Genomic DNA, 15,814 nt, shown 5'->3' with positions numbered 1-15,814 from the left:
CGTCGACGTGGGGTGTCAGTGGGACGAAGTAGTCTTGAGCCCATGCCTGAACGCCGTACCGTCGCACTCGTCACCCTTGGCTGCGCCCGTAACGAGGTGGACTCGGAGGAGCTCGCAGGCCGCTTGGAGGCGGACGGCTGGGAACTCGTCGAGGACGCTGAGGACGCGGATGTCGCCGTCGTCAACACGTGTGGCTTCGTCGAAGCCGCCAAGAAGGACTCCGTCGACGCCCTCCTCGAAGCCAATGACCTCAAGGGGCAGGGCAGAACCCAGGCCGTCGTGGCGGTGGGCTGCATGGCCGAGCGGTACGGCAAGGAGCTGGCGGAGGCGCTGCCGGAGGCCGACGGCGTGCTCGGCTTCGACGACTACTCCGACATCTCCGACCGGCTCCAGACCATCCTGAGCGGCGGCATCCACGCCGCCCACACCCCGCGTGACCGGCGCAAGCTGCTGCCGATCAGCCCGGCGGAGCGCCAGTCGGTGTCCGATGTCGCCCTCCCCGGCCATGGCGCTCCGGCCGACCTGCCGGAAGGTGTGGCTCCGGTCTCCGGGCCGCGTGCGCCCCTGCGCCGCCGTCTGGACGGCTCCCCGGTCGCCTCGGTGAAGCTCGCCTCCGGCTGCGACCGGCGCTGCTCCTTCTGCGCCATCCCGTCCTTCCGCGGCTCCTTCATCTCGCGCCGGCCCAGCGATGTGCTGAACGAGACGCGGTGGCTGGCCGAGCAGGGCGTCAAGGAGATCATGCTGGTCTCCGAGAACAACACGTCGTACGGCAAGGACCTGGGCGACATCCGGCTGCTGGAGTCCCTGCTGCCGGAGCTCGCCGGGGTCGACGGCATCGAGCGGGTGCGCGTCAGCTATCTGCAGCCGGCCGAGATGCGCCCCGGGCTCATCGACGTCCTGACGTCGACCGAGAAGGTCGCGCCCTACTTCGACCTGTCCTTCCAGCACTCCGCCCCGGACGTGCTGCGTGCGATGCGCCGCTTCGGCGACACCGACCGCTTCCTGGAACTCCTCGACACCATCCGGAGCAAGGCCCCGCAGGCCGGCGTGCGCTCCAACTTCATCGTGGGCTTCCCCGGCGAGACCGAGGCCGACCTGGCCGAGCTGGAGCGATTCCTGAACGGCGCGCGGCTGGACGCCATCGGCGTCTTCGGCTACTCCGACGAGGAGGGCACCGAGGCGGCGACCTACGACCACAAGCTCGACGAGGACGTCGTCGCCGAGCGACTGGCACATGTCTCCCGGCTGGCCGAGGAACTCGTCTCGCAGCGCGCGGAGGAGCGCGTGGGCGAGACCGTGCAGGTGCTCGTCGAATCCGTCGACGACGAGGAGGGCGCGTACGGCCGCGGTATGCACCAGGCGCCGGAGACGGACGGCCAGGTGCTGCTCACGAGCGGCGAAGGCCTCGGCGTCGGTCGTATGGTCGAGGCGAAGGTGGTCGGTACGGAGGGTGTCGACCTGGTGGCCGAGCCGTTGCAGGGCTCGCTCGGATACGGAGAGGAGGCGACCAGATGACGGGAGTCCCGGCGTCCGCCGCGGGCGGCTCCGCCAAGGCGAAAGGACCGGTGACCTCGGCAGCGTCCGTCTCCGGAGGTGCCTCCGCGTCCGTGTCCGGTGGTGCCTCCGGTGCATCGGGCGGCCCCAAGTCGGCTGCATCGGGCGGTGCCAAGTCGGCGCGGGGCGGAAAGCTGGCCGCAGCAGCCGTCGATCAGGCCAGCGTCTGGAACATCGCCAACCTCCTGACCATGCTCCGGCTGCTCCTCGTTCCCGGCTTCGTCGCGCTGATGCTGGCCGACGGCGGCTACGACCCGGCGTGGCGCTCGCTCGCCTGGGCGGCCTTCGCCATCGCCATGATCACGGACCTGTTCGACGGTCACCTGGCGCGCGCGTACAACCTCGTCACCGACTTCGGGAAGATCGCCGATCCCATCGCCGACAAGGCGATCATGGGGGCGGCGCTGATCTGTCTGTCCGCCCTCGGCGATCTGCCGTGGTGGGTGACGATCGTCATTCTCGGCCGGGAACTCGGGATCACCCTGCTGCGTTTCATCGTCATCCGGTACGGCGTCATTCCGGCGAGCCGTGGCGGCAAGGTGAAGACCCTCACCCAGGGCGTCGCGGTCGGGATGTATGTCCTGGCGCTCACGGGATGGCTCGCCACCCTGCGGTGGTGGGTGATGGCGGCGGCGGTGATTCTGACCGTGGTGACCGGGCTCGACTATGTGAGACAAGCCATTGTGTTGCGCAGGCAGGGAATCGCCGAGCGCAGGGCCGCGTCGGAGGAGGCGGACGCATGAGTTCCGCAGCTGACGAGCTGGTGCGACTACTCACTGTGAGAGGTGAGACGCTGGCCGTCGCCGAATCCCTCACCGGTGGGCTCGTTGCGGCGGAAATCACAGCGGCGCCAGGAGCGTCCAAGGCCTTCCGCGGATCGGTGACCGCTTATGCCACCGAGCTGAAGCATGAATTGCTCGGTGTCGACGCCACCCTGCTGGCGCAGCGGGGAGCGGTGGATCCGCAGGTCGCGGCACAGATGGCGGCAGGAGTGCGCAAGGCGCTGGGCGCCGACTGGGGCCTCGCGACGACCGGTGTCGCCGGTCCGGAATCCCAGGACGGGCAGCCCGTCGGCACGGTTTTCATCGCCGTCGACGGCCCCTTCGCGGCGGACTCCACGGCAACCGGTGGCGGGAAAGTGGCCTCGCTGCGGTTGAACGGCCACCGGGCGGAAATTCGTATGGAGAGTGTACGGAGCGTGCTCGCTCTGCTCCTGCAGCAGCTTGCGAGCGAACAAACTGGGAATGAGCGGGCACAGGATACGGAACAGAACGGGGGGTTTTGATGTTTGCAGCCCTGAGTGAACACGACATCGCTCCCCGCACGGCCGCGGCGCAAGGCGGTACGGTGGGGCGTGAAGGATGCGGCTACGCGGTCCGAGGAGGGAGCCACCGATGATTCTGCTCCGTCGCCTATTGGGTGACGTGCTGCGTCGGCAGCGCCAACGCCAGGGCCGTACTCTGCGCGAAGTCTCCTCGTCCGCCCGAGTCTCACTCGGCTATCTCTCCGAGGTGGAGCGGGGGCAGAAGGAGGCTTCCTCCGAGCTGCTGTCCGCCATCTGCGACGCGCTGGACGTACGGATGTCCGAACTCATGCGGGAAGTGAGCGACGAGCTCGCACTCGCCGAGCTGGCCCGGTCCGCTGCGGCCACTTCGAGCGAGTCCGTACCCACGTCGGTACGTCCGATGCTGGGTTCCGTATCGGTGACCGGTGTGCCACCGGAACGGGTGACCATCAAGGCGCCCGCCGAGGCCGTGGACGTGGTTGCCGCGTGAGTCATGCGCCTTGGCGCATGAGCTGACGAAGTGTGTGAAGCCCCGGTCGGGGCTCCGCCGGGAAGATCCGGGGGAGCGCTGCCGGGGTTTTCTCGTCCCTTGCATGTCCCTTTTGGTCCGTTTGCCGGTGTCGGGTGGGGCGGTCATGGTGGAGAGATGTGACGGGGCGACCAACGGAGGTTCGGATGTACGTCGTCAAGAGCCCGCTGTCCGACGCGGATCTGAAGACCGTGTCCGAGGCGCTGCAGGGCGCCCTCGTCGACCTGGTCGACCTCGCCCTGGTGGCCAAGCAGATCCACTGGAACGTGGTCGGCCCGCGCTTCCGCACCGTCCATCTTCAGCTCGACGAGGTGGTGGCCCTGGCCCGGACGCACTCCGACACCGTCGCCGAGCGCGCCTCGGCCCTGGGTGTCTCGCCGGACGGGCGCGCGGCGACCGTGGCGGTCGGCAGCGGCATCGGTCCGGTGCGCGAGGGCTGGGTCACGGACAGCGACGCGGTGTCCACACTGGTCGATGCCCTGGGTGCGGTGATCACTCGTATGCGGGAACGGATCGGGGCGACCGCCGAGCCTGATCCGGTCAGCCAGGACATCTTCATCGGGATCACCGCGGACCTGGAGAAGCATCACTGGATGTTCCAGGCCGAGAACGGGTGACGTGCTGGTGCTTGCAGGATGTTCCGCGCCGCAGCTCTGTGACGTGGTCGTGCTCTGAGGATGATCCGGGCCGCGAGCTTGAGGGTGCCGTGCCTGACGGGGCGCGCCTCCTGGGTGTGACGGCATTGGCCTGTGCTGCATCCGTGTGCCGTGGGTGCGCCCTTCCGGCGGGTGAGGCGGCCCCCTAGCGTCGGGCTGGAGGTGCTGCCATGACGGGGTCGATAGTGCGCTGGGGGGCAGCCCTCGGGCTCGGGGCGCTGTGGTGGTGGGCCGTGCTGCGGCTCGCGCTGGCGCCCGATGCCGGGGTGCTGGAGGGTGCCGTCGCCGCCGGGGGATGGGGGCTGAGCCTGCTGCCGGTGCACTGTGTGCCGAAGGCGCGGGCGGCAGGCGCCGTGCGGGCCGGGCGCTGGCGCGAGGCCTGGCGGGTGGCCCTCGCTACCAGGGCATCGCCACCCCGCCGTTAGGGCGCAGGATCTGGCCCGTCGTGAACGCCGACGCGTCCGACGCCAGATGCAGGACCGCGTGGGCCACGTCCTCCGGCTCGCCGACCCGGCCCAGCGGCGACCTCCGGGCCATCAGCGACTCGGTGTGCGCCTGGGCCTCGTTGTCGTGGCGGTCTGTCATGGGGGTGCGGATCCAGCCCGGAGCGACCGCGTTGACGCGAATGCCGTGCCGGCCGACCTCGGCCGCCAGAGTCTTCGTCAGCTGGACCACGGCCGCCTTGGCGGCGCCGTAGCAGAGCAGACCGGGGCCGCCGGTGTCGACGGCTCCCGACGCCATGGTGATGATGCTGCCCCTGATCTGCTGGGCGAGCATCAGCCGGGCGGCCTCCTGGCAGGCGTACAGCACGCCTTTGAAGTTGACGTTCAGTACGCGGTCGAGGTCTTCGTCCCTGGTGTCCAGGACAGGGCTGCTGTGCATGATTCCGGCGATCGCGGCCATGACGTGCAGATGCTCGCAGGAGTGGACGGCCTGCTGGAGCTGTGTGCGGTCGGTGACGTCGAGGGCGTGGGTGTGGGCGGTGCCGCCTTTGTCTTTGATCAGGGTCGCCGTCTCGTGCAGGCCCTGTGCGTCGCGGTCCGCGCAGTGCACGGTGGCTCCCGCCTCCGCGAGCAGGACCGCCGAGGCCCGGCCGATTCCGCCGGCGGCCCCGGTGACGAATGCGGTGCGTCCGGTGAGGTCGTACGCCTTGACGGGCATGAAGGGACGGTACGAGGGTTTCTGACGGGTCGTCAATTAGTAGAGCGGGGCCGGGTTCCGTCGCATCGGCCGGTTTGTTCAGTCGTACGAGGGTGGGTTCCGTCTCCTGCGAGCGGTGCCGGGCGCCGGGGCGGGGCCGGCCTGGCACGTCGGGCACCAGTACGTGGGGCGTTCGCGGCGGCCGTCGCCCTGGTCGGCCACGCGGATCGGGGTGTGGCAGCGGAGGCAGGGGCGGGGTGCGCGGCCGTACACGAAGAGGTCCTGGCCGCGGAGGCCCGTGGTGGCGCGGACAGGGCGGTCGCGGTTGGCCTCCAGGAGCTTTTTGGCGAGGGCGGGCAGGTGGGCGGCGTGCTCGCTGGGGAGGGCGCCGATGGGGAGCCAGGGGGTGGCGCCGAGCAGGAAGCAGAGCTCGCTCTTGTAGACGTTGCCGATACCGGCCAGATTGCGCTGGTCGACCAGGGCCTCGCCGAGCGGGCGGGCGGGGTCCGCGAGGACGTTGACCAGGGCGCGGTCGGGGTCCCAGTCCGGGCCCAGGAGGTCGGGGCCGAGGTGGCCCACGGCCCGGTGCTCGTCGGTCGTGCGGAGGAGCTCCAGGACGGGGAGGCGGTAGCCGACGGCTGTGTGGGCGGTTGCGCCGAGGATGGCGCGGATCTGGTGGGCGGGGCCGCCGGTCCAGCGCTGGCCCTCGTCGAACACCTTCCAGGAGCCGTCCATCCGTAGGTGCGAGTGGAGGGTCAGGCCGCCTTCGATGCGGGCGAGCAGGTGCTTGCCGCGGGGAGCGACCTCCAGGACGGTGCGGCCGGTGAGGTCGGCGGTGGCGAATTTGGGGACCCGGAGTTCGCTCCGGGTCAGTATCTGGCCCGCGAGCGCGCCGTGCAGGCGCCTTGCGGCTTGCCAGACGGTGTCTCCTTCGGGCATGTGGTCCGTTTCTCCTTCGGGGGCCTCGTCCTTGACGGGGTTGCCTTGGTGCGCCGACGAGGGGTGCCGTCGTGGTGCTCTGGTGAGAGCTGCCGTCGTGGTGCTCTGATGCCGTGCCCGTGCGTGTGGGTGGGTCAGGCCCGCAGCCTGAGGCCCCTGGGGGTGGCGATGAAACCGGATCCTTCCAGGAGGCTGCCGAGGGGGGAAGTCAGGGCCGAGGCGCCGTTGACGCGTTCCACGGTGACCGTGCCGAGGGAGCCCGCGCGGGCCGCCGCGGCGAGCGCGTCCGCGGCCTCCCGCAGGCGTGGGTCGTCCGTGGCCGCGCTGTCCGGGGTGGAGGGCCAGGCCAGGAGCGTCTTGCCGCCGCGCTCCATGTAGAGCGTCAGCTCGCCGTCGACGAGGACCACGAGGGAGCCCGCCTTGCGACCCGGCTTGTGCCCGGCGCCGGTCGGTGGCTCGGGCCAGGGAAGCGCGGCACCGTACGCGTTCGCGGGGTCGGCGGCGGCGAGGACGACGGCTCGGGAGTCGGAGGTGGTGCGGGTGCGGTGCGGGGTCGTACGGGGTGGGGGGAAGTCGCGCGGTGATGTGTACTCGTCGCGGGAGCGGGGGGAGTTGGGGCGGGAGGCGTGGGAGCGGGGGGTGCCGAAGCCGTCTTCGAAGCCGGGGGTTCCGAAGTCATGGCCGGGAGCAGAATCGTGGTGACGGCCGGGGGTGGAGCCGTCGGTTTCCTCGAAGCCGTCCGCTGTGGAGCCGTCGGGCGCGTCGAAGCCCTCCGGCGTGAAGCCGTCCAGCGGATCGAAGGCACCGGGCGGGAAGTCGTGGGAGGCGGCGTGCGGCTGGGGCGGGAGGGCCTCGCCCCGTTCTCGGGCGGACGCCACCGCGCGGAGGCGGTCGATCGCGCCGTCCATGGCGAACTGGGCGGCGCCGAGGCCCTCCACCACGTAGCCGCGCCGTGCCTGGCCGCTGTCCTCGAAGGCGGACAGGATGCGGTACGTCGCCGAGAAGCCCCCCTCGACGCCTTCTGCGGAGACGGCTCCCCGCGTCACCACGCCGTGCCGGTCGAGGAGGGTCCGGGCCAGGGCGTGGGCGCGGACGGTGGGGTCGGCCTCGCGCTCCGGCAGCAGGGACCAGCGGCCGGCGACCGTCGGAGGGCCGGTGCGGGAGGCGGGGCGGGCAGCGGCGGTCAGCGAGCCGTAGCGGCCGCGCGGGATCGTGCGCTTGGCGCGGTGGGCCGTGGAGCCCGCGGTACGTCCCGAGCCCAGGAGGGAGCGCATGGGGGTGAGGGTGTCGTTCGTCAGACGGCCCGACCAGGCGAGGTCCCAGATGGCGTCGGCCAGTTGGGGGTCCGTGGCGTCGGGGTGGGTGGTGGCCCGGACCTGGTCGGCGATCTGACGGAAGAACAGGCCGTAGCCCCCCGAGAGGGCGTCCAGGACGGACTGGTGGAGCGCGGTCAGTTCCAGGGGGTGCGGGGGCGGCAGGAGCAGTGGGGCCGCGTCCGCGAGGTAGAGGGACACCCAGCCGTCCTTGCCGGGGAGCGCGCCCGCGCCGGCCCAGACGATCTCTCCGGCGGTGGTGAGTTCGTCGAGCAACGCGGGCGTGTAGTTCGCGACGCGGGACGGCAGGACGAGCTTCTCCAGAGCCGATGCCGGTACGGACGCGCCCTGCAACTGCTCCACGGCACGCACCAGTCCGTCGACGCCGCGCAGTCCGTGGCCCTTGCCGATGTGCTGCCACTGGGGCAGGAACTGGGCCAGCGCGGGCGGCGACACCGGCTCCAGTTCATGCCGCAGCGCGGCCAGCGAACGGCGCCGGAGACGGCGCAGGACCGCCGCGTCACACCACTCCTGACCGATACCGGCGGGGTGGAATTCGCCCTGTACGACACGGCCGTTCGCCGCCAGGCGCTGCAACGCGCCCTCGGTGACCGCCACGCCAAGACCGAAGCGGGCCGCCGCGGTGGCCGATGTGAACGGACCGTGGGTGCGGGCATACCGGGCGAGAAGGTCGCCGAGCGGGTCCTTGACCGGCTCGGTGAAGGCCTCCGGGACGCCGACCGGCAGCGCCGTGCCCAACGCGTCACGCAGGCGGCCCGCGTCCTCGATCGCCGCCCAGTGGTCGGCGCCGGCGATCCTGACCCGGATGACGCGGCGCGCGCCGGCCAGCTCCTGGGCCCACTGCGGTTCGGCGCCCCGCTCCGCCAACTCGGCCTCCGTCAGCGGGCCGAGCAGGCGCAGCAGGTCGGCGACGCTCTCGGCGTCCTTGGCGCGGCGGTCCTCGGTGAGCCACTGGAGTTCCTTCTCCAGCTCGGTGAGAACCTCTGCGTCGAGCAGCTCGCGCAGCTCCGCCTGGCCGAGCAGCTCGGCCAGCAGTCGCGAGTCCAGGGAGAGGGCGGCGGCGCGGCGCTCGGCGAGCGGGGAGTCTCCCTCGTACAGGAACTGGGCCACGTACCCGAAGAGGAGAGAGCGGGCGAAGGGGGAGGGCTCGGGGGTGGTGACCTCGACCAGGCGGACCTTGCGGGCCTCCAGGTCGCCCATCAGCTCGACGAGTCCGGGGACGTCGAAGACGTCCTGGAGGCACTCGCGGACCGCTTCCAGGACGATCGGGAACGAGCCGAACTCGCTGGCCACCTGGAGCAGTTGGGCGGCGCGCTGGCGCTGCTGCCACAGGGGGGTGCGCTTGCCGGGGTTGCGGCGCGGCAGCAGCAGCGCGCGGGCGGCGCACTCGCGGAAACGGGACGCGAACAGCGCCGAGCCGCCCACCTGGTCGGTGACGACCTGGTCGACCTCGCCCTTGTCGAAGACCACGTCCGCCGCGCCGACCGGCGCCTGTTCGGCGTCGTACTCCGTGCCTGCTTTCATCGGTGCCTGGTCGAGCAGGTCCAAGCCCATGATGTCGGCGTCGGGCAGGCGCAGCACGATGCCGTCGTCGGCGTGCATGACCTGGGCGTCCATGCCGTACCGCTCGGAGAGCTTGGCGCCGAGCGCCAGCGCCCAGGGGGCGTGCACCTGGGCGCCGAAGGGGGAGTGGACGACGACCCGCCAGTCGCCGAGCTCGTCGCGGAACCGCTCCACGACGATCGTGCGGTCGTCCGGGATGTGGCCGCAGGCCTCGCGCTGTTCGTCCAGGTAGGACAGGACGTTGTCTGCGGCCCAGGTGTCCAGGCCCGCGGCGAGCAGACGGAGGCGGGCGTCGTCCTTGGGCAGGGAGCCGACCTCGCGGAGGAACGCGCCGACCGCGCGGCCCAGTTCGAGCGGGCGGCCCAGCTGGTCGCCCTTCCAGAAGGGGAGCCTGCCCGGTACGCCCGGCGCGGGGGAGACCAGAACGCGGTCGCGGGTGATGTCCTCGATGCGCCAGGAGCTGGTGCCGAGGGTGAAGACGTCCCCGACGCGGGACTCGTAGACCATCTCCTCGTCGAGCTCGCCGACCCGGCCGCCGCCCTTCTTGGGGTCGGCTCCGGCGAGGAACACCCCGAAGAGGCCCCGGTCGGGAATCGTGCCCCCCGAGGTGACGGCGAGACGCTGGGCGCCGGGGCGGCCGGTGATCGTGCCGGCGACGCGGTCCCACACCACGCGCGGACGCAGCTCCGCGAAGGCGTCGGACGGATAGCGGCCCGCGAGCATGTCGAGCACGGCGGTGAACGCCGACTCCGGGAGCGAGGCGAAGGGTGCGGCCCGGCGGACCGTGGCGAGGAGGTCGTCGAGCTGCCAGGTGTCCAACGCCGTCATGGCGACGATCTGCTGGGCGAGGACGTCCAGGGGATTGGCCGGCACCTTCAGCGACTCGATCGAGCCGGTGCGCATGCGCTCGGTGACCACGGCCGCCTGGACGAGGTCGCCGCGGTACTTCGGGAAGACCACGCCGGTGGAGACCGCGCCCACCTGGTGTCCCGCGCGGCCCACGCGCTGGAGGCCGGACGCGACGGACGGCGGGGATTCCACCTGGACGACGAGGTCGACGGCGCCCATGTCGATGCCGAGTTCGAGACTGGAGGTGGCGACCACGGCCGGGAGCCGGCCTGCCTTGAGGTCCTCCTCGACGAGAGCGCGCTGTTCCTTGGAGACCGAGCCGTGGTGGGCGCGGGCGATGACGGGTGGGGCGCCCTGGGCGGCTCCCGATCCGCCCATGAGTTCGGCGGGGGCGTGGTGCTCGTCCAGGGGTTCGCCGGTGGCCCGCTCGTAGGCGATCTCATTGAGCCGGTTGCACAGCCGCTCCGCGAGGCGGCGGGAGTTGGCGAACACGATCGTCGAGCGGTGGGCCTGCACCAGGTCGGTGATGCGCTCCTCCACATGCGGCCAGATCGACGGGCGTTCCGCCCCTTCGCTGCCATCGGCCACCGGGGAACCGCCCAGTTCGCCCAGGTCCTCGACCGGGACGACGACCGACAGGTCGAACTCCTTGCCGGACTTGGGCTGGACGATCTCCACCTTGCGGCGGGGGGAGAGATAGCGGGCCACCTCGTCGACCGGGCGGACCGTGGCGGAGAGGCCGATACGGCGGGCGGGCCTCGGGAGCAGCTCGTCGAGGCGCTCCAGGGAGAGCGCTAGGTGGGCGCCGCGCTTGGTGCCGGCCACCGCGTGCACCTCGTCCAGGATCACCGTCTCGATGCCGGTCAGCGCGTCGCGGGTGGCCGACGTCAGCATCAGGAACAGGGACTCCGGGGTGGTGATCAGGATGTCCGGGGGGCGGGTGGACAGGGCGCGACGCTCGGCGGCCGGGGTGTCGCCGGAGCGGATGCCCACCTTGACCTCCGGCTCGGGCAGGCCGCGGCGCACGGATTCCTGCCGGATGCCGGTCAATGGACTGCGGAGGTTGCGCTCGACGTCGACCGCCAGGGCCTTCAGCGGAGACACATAGAGGACACGGCAGCGCTTCTTCGGGTCGGCCGGCGGGGGTGTCGAGGCGAGCTGGTCGAGGGCGGCCAGGAAGGCGGCCAGGGTCTTGCCGGAGCCGGTGGGGGCCACCACCAGCACGTCCGAGCCCTCCCCGATGGCCCGCCACGCGCCCGCCTGGGCCGCGGTGGGCGCGGAGAAGGCCCCCGTGAACCAGCCGCGGGTCGCGGGGGAGAAGCCGTCCAGGGCTCGATGTGCGGAGCTGACCATGCGTCCATCCTGCACCCGGCCACTGACAATCGCTCTGACCTGCGACGACATAACCGGCGGCGGGCTGGGCGGGGGCCTGGTGAGAATGGGGGCATGGCCGGATCGGGTGAGCGGGCGCGGCACTGGCAGTACGCGGAGCTGCCCGGTGTCGATCTGCTGCGGGCCCGGTACATCCACAAGACCTTCGTGCGGCACACGCACGAGAACTTCGTCATCGCCGCCATCGCCGAGGGCGTCGAGGTGTTCCACCACCGCGGTGCCGACGAGTACGCGGGCCCCGGCGCGCTCGCGCTGGTCAACCCGGACACCGCGCACACGGGCCGTGCGGGCGTGCCCGAGGGATGGCGGTACGGCGCCGTCTATCCCTCTCCGGAGGTCGTGGCCGAGATCGCCGCGGAGACCACGACGATCCGCGGTACCCCCGGCTTCATCAGCCCCGTGGTCGACGATCCGTACACCGTGAGCCTGGTGCATCAGGTGCTCCGAGCCGCCGACGAGGGCAACGCGCTGGCCGCCGACACCCTGTTGAGGGTCGCGGTGACCCGGCTGCTCAGGCTGAACGGCGGGCTGCTGCCGCGGCGAGACCCGCGGACGGCTGGCGCTCGGATCGCGGCACGCGCGCGTGCCGTACTGGAGGAGCGGATGGCCGAGCCGCCGACTCTGGAGCGGCTGGCGGCCGAGTTCGGATCCAGTCCCTTCGCCCTGCTTCGGGCTTTCCGGGACGCCTACGGGATGCCGCCGCACGCCTGGCTCACCGACGCGCGTGTGCGGCGGGCGCGGCGCCTGCTGGACGCGGGTTCGACGCCCGCCGAGGCGGCCGTGGCGGTGGGGTTCACCGATCAGCCTCACCTGAACCGTCACTTCAGCCGGATCGTGGGGGTCCCTCCGGGGGCGTACCGGCGTGAGCGCAAGAACGTACAAGACGCACAGCAGGGGCTGCGCCTACCGTCCCAGGCGTGGCAGACCAGACAGCTCTCCCCGAGATACGCGCCGGAGCAGAAGACAGGGCCGACGCCGCCGTCGTCCGCGACGCCCTCGGAGTCGGGGTCGCCGTAGGACTGTCCGGGTTCGCCTTCGGGGTGACCTCGGCCGGAAGCGGGCTCACGCTCCTGCAGACCTGTGCGCTGAGCCTTCTGGTGTTCACCGGCGCGTCCCAGTTCGCGCTGGTGGGGGCACTGGCGGCGGGCGGCAATCCGCTCACGGCAGCCGCGGGTGCCTTCTTCCTCGGCGTGCGCAACGCCTTCTACGGGCTGCGGCTGTCGCAGTTGCTGGCACTCCCGCGCGCGGTGCGGCCGTTCGCCGCTCAGTGGGTCATTGACGAGACGGCGGCCGTGGCGCTCGCGCAGCCGACCCGACACAGCGCCCGTATCGGCTTCGCCGTCACCGGACTGACCCTGTACGTGCTGTGGAACCTCACCACGCTGCTCGGCGCGCTGGGAGCCGAAGCCATCGGCGACACGGACGCGTGGGGGATCGACGCGGCAGGGCCGGCCGTCTTCCTGGCCCTGCTCGCGCCGATGCTGAAGTCCACCACCGAGCGGGCCGTGGCCGCTCTCGCCGTCCTCCTGGGCCTTGGCCTACTGCCCGTCCTGCCCGCCGGGGTGCCGGTCCTGGCAGCCGCGCTCGCGGCACCGGTGGTGCTCTTCCTGGAGGGGCGGCGCAGGGGCACCGTGCGCGACGAGGCGGAAGAGGAGGCCCGTTGAACATCTGGATCGCGATCGCCGCGACGGCCGTGGGCTGCTACGCCGTCAAGCTCGCCGGACTGCTCGTGCCCGCGGGAGCCCTCGAGAGGCCGCTCGTCAGGCGCCTGGCAGCCCTGCTGCCCGTCGCCCTCCTCGCCGCGCTCACGGCCCAGCAGACCTTCGCCGACGGCCGTGCTCTGGTGCTGGACGCCAGGGCCGCCGGTCTCGCCGCAGCCGCTGTCGCACTGGTGCTGCGCGCTCCGTTCCTGTTGGTCGTCGCGGCGGCCGTGGTGGTGACGGCCGGGATGCGCGCCGTGGGCGGGTGACCGGGCTCAGCCGATGGTCCGGCCGTACGCCCTGAGGGTGCGCAGTGCCTCGATCGTCACCATGGGGCGTGCCTCCAGTGCCGTGCCCGGTGCCCACTGGCGCCAGGTGATCGGCCAGCCGCCGTCCTCCTGCTGCCGGCTCGCCAGGTGGTCCAGGGAGCGTTCCATCTCCTCGTCCGTGAACCACGCGCGCGAGAGAGAGTTCGGGGTCCTGGCGTAGTCGTACGGGAAGTGATGCTCGCCCGGGGCGTAGCCGGGCGCGACCGGGAAGGCGTCGAGGTGCTCCGGGTCCAGTGCCGCGAGCCGGTTCTCGCGCACCAGGCGGCCGAGACGGTCGGCGGCCGCCTCCGCGCGCGGGCGGTCGGGCGCGGAGTCCAGGAAGGCCACGGCCGCCTCGATCTCGTACGGATGGGACTGCTTCAGGGACTCGACCGTGTGCCAGCAGAAGTCCGTGGCCCGGAACAGCCAGGCGTGCCACACCTCGTTGCGGTGCAGCAGGCCGACCACCGGTCCGGTGGCCAGGAGTTCGCTGGGTGGGTCGTCGACGATCGGCACGAACGGAGCAGTGGGGTAGCCGCGCTGGGCGGGATGGACGGACGGCAGTGCGCCGTCCGGAGTGGAGACGGACGTCAGATAGCGGCACACGCGCTCCACCCGCTGCCCGGCGCAGCGTGCGATGGAGTCCAGCACGCGCAGGGCGTGACCGGTGTGCAGGGGCTGGCTCACGGGGCCGCGCAGATCGGGTTCCAGCGCGTGGCCGTAACCGCCGTCCTCGTTGCGGTAGGCGTCGAGCGCGGTCTCCACGGGGTCGGGGCTGCCGTTCAGGAAGTGGTGGGCGAACAGGCGCTGTTCCAGCACGCGCGCGGTGAGCCAGACGAACTGCTCGGCGCGGAACAGCGGGGAGTGCGCCGGGGGCGTCGGGGGGAGTGGGGAAGCTCCGGATTCGGCCATGCGACAGACCGTAGGGCGCAACGCGGTCCCGGCGAGGGCTCCCGGCCGAGGCCCACTCTCAGGGGCGGGATACTGGAGTCATGCGGTTGACGGTCTTCTGGCAGCGGATGGCTGACCACTTCGGTCAGGGATACGCCGATACGTTCGCGCGCGACCACGTCATGGCGGAACTCGGCGGGCGCACGGTGTACGGGGCGCTCGATGCCGGCTGGGAGGCCAAGGACGTATGGCGCGTGGTTTGCGCGGTCATGAACGTGCCACAGGACAGGCGCTGACAGGTCACGAAGATCGCAGGACGGGGTTCGATTGTCGGTGCCGTGGGCGAGACTTGCTCCGTGGCACGCACTGACGAGACCGGCCAGGTCACCCCGCAGGCATCCCCGTTGGGCACGACGCCGCCCACCCGGCCCCCGGCCGGCGGCGCCGGGTCGAACGCCCGCATGCCGCGCTGGCTGCCGCGCGCCATGCTGCTCGCGCTTGCCCTCTTCGCCGTGTTCCAGCTGGGCAGTTGGGCCTTCCATGAGCTCACCGGCCTGCTGATCAACATCCTCATCGCGTTCTTCCTGGCCCTGGCCATCGAGCCCGCGGTGAGCTGGATGGCCGCGCGCGGGATGCGCAGGGGACTGGCCACCTTCCTCGTCTTCTTCGCCGTGATGATCGCGGCCGCGGGGTTCGTCACGCTGCTCGGTTCGATGCTCGCGGGGCAGATCATCAAGATCGTCGAGGACTTCCCGAACTATCTCGACTCCGTGATCAACTGGGTCAACGCGCACTTTCACTCCGATCTGAAGCGGGTGGACGTCCAGGAGGGCCTGCTCCGTTCCGACTGGCTGCGCAGCTACGTGCAGAACAGCGCCACCGGGGTCCTGGATGTATCCACCCAGGTCCTGGGAGGCCTGTTCCAGCTGCTGACGATCGCGCTGTTCTCGTTCTACTTCGCCGCGGACGGCCCCCGGCTGCGGCGCGCGATCTGCTCGGTGCTGCCGCCCGCCCGGCAGGCCGAGGTGCTGCGCGCGTGGGAGATCGCCGTCAACAAGACCGGTGGCTACATCTACTCACGCGGACTGATGGCGCTCGTCTCCGGAGTCGCGCACTACATCCTGCTCCAGATACTGGACGTGCCGTACGCGCCCGTGCTCGCCGTGTGGGTGGGCCTGGTCTCGCAGTTCATCCCCACCATCGGCACCTATCTCGCGGGCGCCCTGCCGATGCTGATCGCCTTCACCGTCGATCCCTGGTACGCGCTGTGGGTGCTGATCTTCGTCGTGATCTACCAGCAGTTCGAGAACTACATGCTGCAGCCCAAGCTGACTTCGAAGACCGTCGACATCCACCCCGCGGTCGCCTTCGGCTCTGTCGTCGCGGGGACCGCCCTCCTCGGTGCCGTCGGCGCGCTGATCTCCATCCCGGCGGTCGCCACGCTGCAGGCGTTCCTCGGGGCCTATGTGAAGCGGTACGACGTCACGGACGACCCCCGTGTCCATGGGCATCGGAAAGGGCAGTCCGGGCCCGGCCTGTTCATGCGGGCGCGTGAGCTGTGGGCGGGCAGGCCCGGGACGAGCACTGACTCCCGGACGAGCACTGACTCCCGGACGAGCGCTGACTCTCGGACTGGCTCTGACGCCCGGACGGAGCGCTGAATCCCGGGCGGAT

The 15,814-nt window shown here is 71.5% G+C and carries 15 protein-coding genes; 11 read left to right on the top strand and 4 right to left on the bottom strand.

What is annotated here, in order from left to right:
- Window positions 1-42 precede the first annotated feature (42 nt).
- From rimO to AB0I98_RS19745, 6 genes are all read left to right on the top strand, one after another.
- The gene (rimO, locus tag AB0I98_RS19770) at window positions 43-1,515 is read left to right on the top strand and encodes a 30S ribosomal protein S12 methylthiotransferase RimO (RefSeq protein ID WP_362943254.1); all 1,473 of its coding nucleotides are present in this window, start codon (window positions 43-45) and stop codon (window positions 1,513-1,515) included.
- On the top strand, window positions 1,512-2,297 hold the full coding sequence (gene pgsA / locus AB0I98_RS19765) for a CDP-diacylglycerol--glycerol-3-phosphate 3-phosphatidyltransferase (protein ID WP_362943251.1): 786 nt from the start codon (window positions 1,512-1,514) through the stop codon (window positions 2,295-2,297). The genes rimO and pgsA overlap by 4 nt, the downstream gene beginning before the upstream one ends.
- The gene (locus AB0I98_RS19760) at window positions 2,294-2,839 is read left to right on the top strand and encodes a nicotinamide-nucleotide amidohydrolase family protein (RefSeq protein ID WP_362943248.1); all 546 of its coding nucleotides are present in this window, start codon (window positions 2,294-2,296) and stop codon (window positions 2,837-2,839) included. The genes pgsA and AB0I98_RS19760 overlap by 4 nt, the downstream gene beginning before the upstream one ends.
- Window positions 2,840-2,948: 109 nt before the next feature.
- Window positions 2,949-3,329 (top strand): helix-turn-helix transcriptional regulator, encoded by a 381-nt coding sequence (locus AB0I98_RS19755; protein ID WP_328355504.1) that lies wholly within the window; start codon window positions 2,949-2,951, stop codon window positions 3,327-3,329.
- 185 nt (window positions 3,330-3,514) lie between these two features.
- The gene (locus AB0I98_RS19750; RefSeq protein ID WP_362943245.1) at window positions 3,515-3,985 is read left to right on the top strand and encodes a DNA starvation/stationary phase protection protein; all 471 of its coding nucleotides are present in this window, start codon (window positions 3,515-3,517) and stop codon (window positions 3,983-3,985) included.
- Window positions 3,986-4,194: 209 nt separating this feature from the next.
- Window positions 4,195-4,449 (top strand): hypothetical protein, encoded by a 255-nt coding sequence (locus tag AB0I98_RS19745; protein WP_362943242.1) that lies wholly within the window; start codon window positions 4,195-4,197, stop codon window positions 4,447-4,449.
- On the opposite strand, the gene AB0I98_RS19740 is transcribed toward AB0I98_RS19745, so the two are convergent.
- The 3 genes from AB0I98_RS19740 to AB0I98_RS19730 all read right to left on the bottom strand — a co-directional run bounded on the left by AB0I98_RS19740 (window position 4,421) and on the right by AB0I98_RS19730 (window position 11,202).
- Complete coding sequence (locus AB0I98_RS19740; protein WP_362943239.1) at window positions 4,421-5,185, bottom strand: SDR family NAD(P)-dependent oxidoreductase; 765 nt, start codon at window positions 5,183-5,185, stop codon at window positions 4,421-4,423. The genes AB0I98_RS19745 and AB0I98_RS19740 overlap by 29 nt on opposite strands.
- Window positions 5,186-5,263: 78 nt before the next feature.
- Entirely contained in the window at window positions 5,264-6,103 is an 840-nt protein-coding gene (locus AB0I98_RS19735; protein ID WP_362943236.1) for a DNA-formamidopyrimidine glycosylase family protein, read from the bottom strand.
- 134 nt (window positions 6,104-6,237) lie between these two features.
- On the bottom strand, window positions 6,238-11,202 hold the full coding sequence (locus tag AB0I98_RS19730) for an ATP-dependent helicase (protein ID WP_362943233.1): 4,965 nt from the start codon (window positions 11,200-11,202) through the stop codon (window positions 6,238-6,240).
- 93 nt (window positions 11,203-11,295) lie between these two features.
- On the opposite strand from AB0I98_RS19730, the gene AB0I98_RS19725 reads away from it, so the two are divergent.
- The 3 genes from AB0I98_RS19725 to AB0I98_RS19715 are packed head-to-tail and all read left to right on the top strand — an operon-like array spanning window position 11,296 to window position 13,210.
- Window positions 11,296-12,258 carry an AraC family transcriptional regulator gene (locus AB0I98_RS19725; protein WP_362943232.1) on the top strand — a complete coding sequence of 321 codons (963 nt, stop codon included), beginning with the start codon at window positions 11,296-11,298 and terminating at the stop codon, window positions 12,256-12,258.
- On the top strand, window positions 12,159-12,905 hold the full coding sequence (locus AB0I98_RS19720; protein ID WP_362943229.1) for an AzlC family ABC transporter permease: 747 nt from the start codon (window positions 12,159-12,161) through the stop codon (window positions 12,903-12,905). Before AB0I98_RS19725 ends, AB0I98_RS19720 begins: the two co-directional genes overlap by 100 nt.
- Window positions 12,902-13,210 carry an AzlD domain-containing protein gene (locus tag AB0I98_RS19715; RefSeq protein ID WP_362943226.1) on the top strand — a complete coding sequence of 103 codons (309 nt, stop codon included), beginning with the start codon at window positions 12,902-12,904 and terminating at the stop codon, window positions 13,208-13,210. The genes AB0I98_RS19720 and AB0I98_RS19715 overlap by 4 nt, the downstream gene beginning before the upstream one ends.
- A gap of 6 nt (window positions 13,211-13,216) precedes the next feature.
- Here AB0I98_RS19715 and AB0I98_RS19710 read toward each other — a convergent pair whose 3' ends face one another.
- Window positions 13,217-14,161, bottom strand: coding sequence for a hypothetical protein (locus tag AB0I98_RS19710; RefSeq protein WP_362943223.1), 945 nt, complete (start codon window positions 14,159-14,161; stop codon window positions 13,217-13,219).
- 80 nt (window positions 14,162-14,241) lie between these two features.
- Here AB0I98_RS19710 and AB0I98_RS19705 point away from each other — a divergent pair, with 80 nt between their 5' ends.
- Both AB0I98_RS19705 and AB0I98_RS19700 read left to right on the top strand, forming a co-directional pair.
- The gene (locus AB0I98_RS19705) at window positions 14,242-14,436 is read left to right on the top strand and encodes a DUF3046 domain-containing protein (RefSeq protein ID WP_210576824.1); all 195 of its coding nucleotides are present in this window, start codon (window positions 14,242-14,244) and stop codon (window positions 14,434-14,436) included.
- Window positions 14,437-14,496: 60 nt separating this feature from the next.
- Entirely contained in the window at window positions 14,497-15,801 is a 1,305-nt protein-coding gene (locus AB0I98_RS19700; protein WP_362943220.1) for an AI-2E family transporter, read from the top strand.
- Window positions 15,802-15,814 lie beyond the last annotated feature (13 nt).

It is taken from the genome of Streptomyces sp. NPDC050211, assembly GCF_040656035.1.
In the GTDB taxonomy this organism is placed as follows: domain Bacteria; phylum Actinomycetota; class Actinomycetes; order Streptomycetales; family Streptomycetaceae; genus Streptomyces.
The sequence above is the reverse complement of the archived record's forward strand: the minus strand, read 5'-3'. Positions and strand labels throughout refer to the sequence as shown.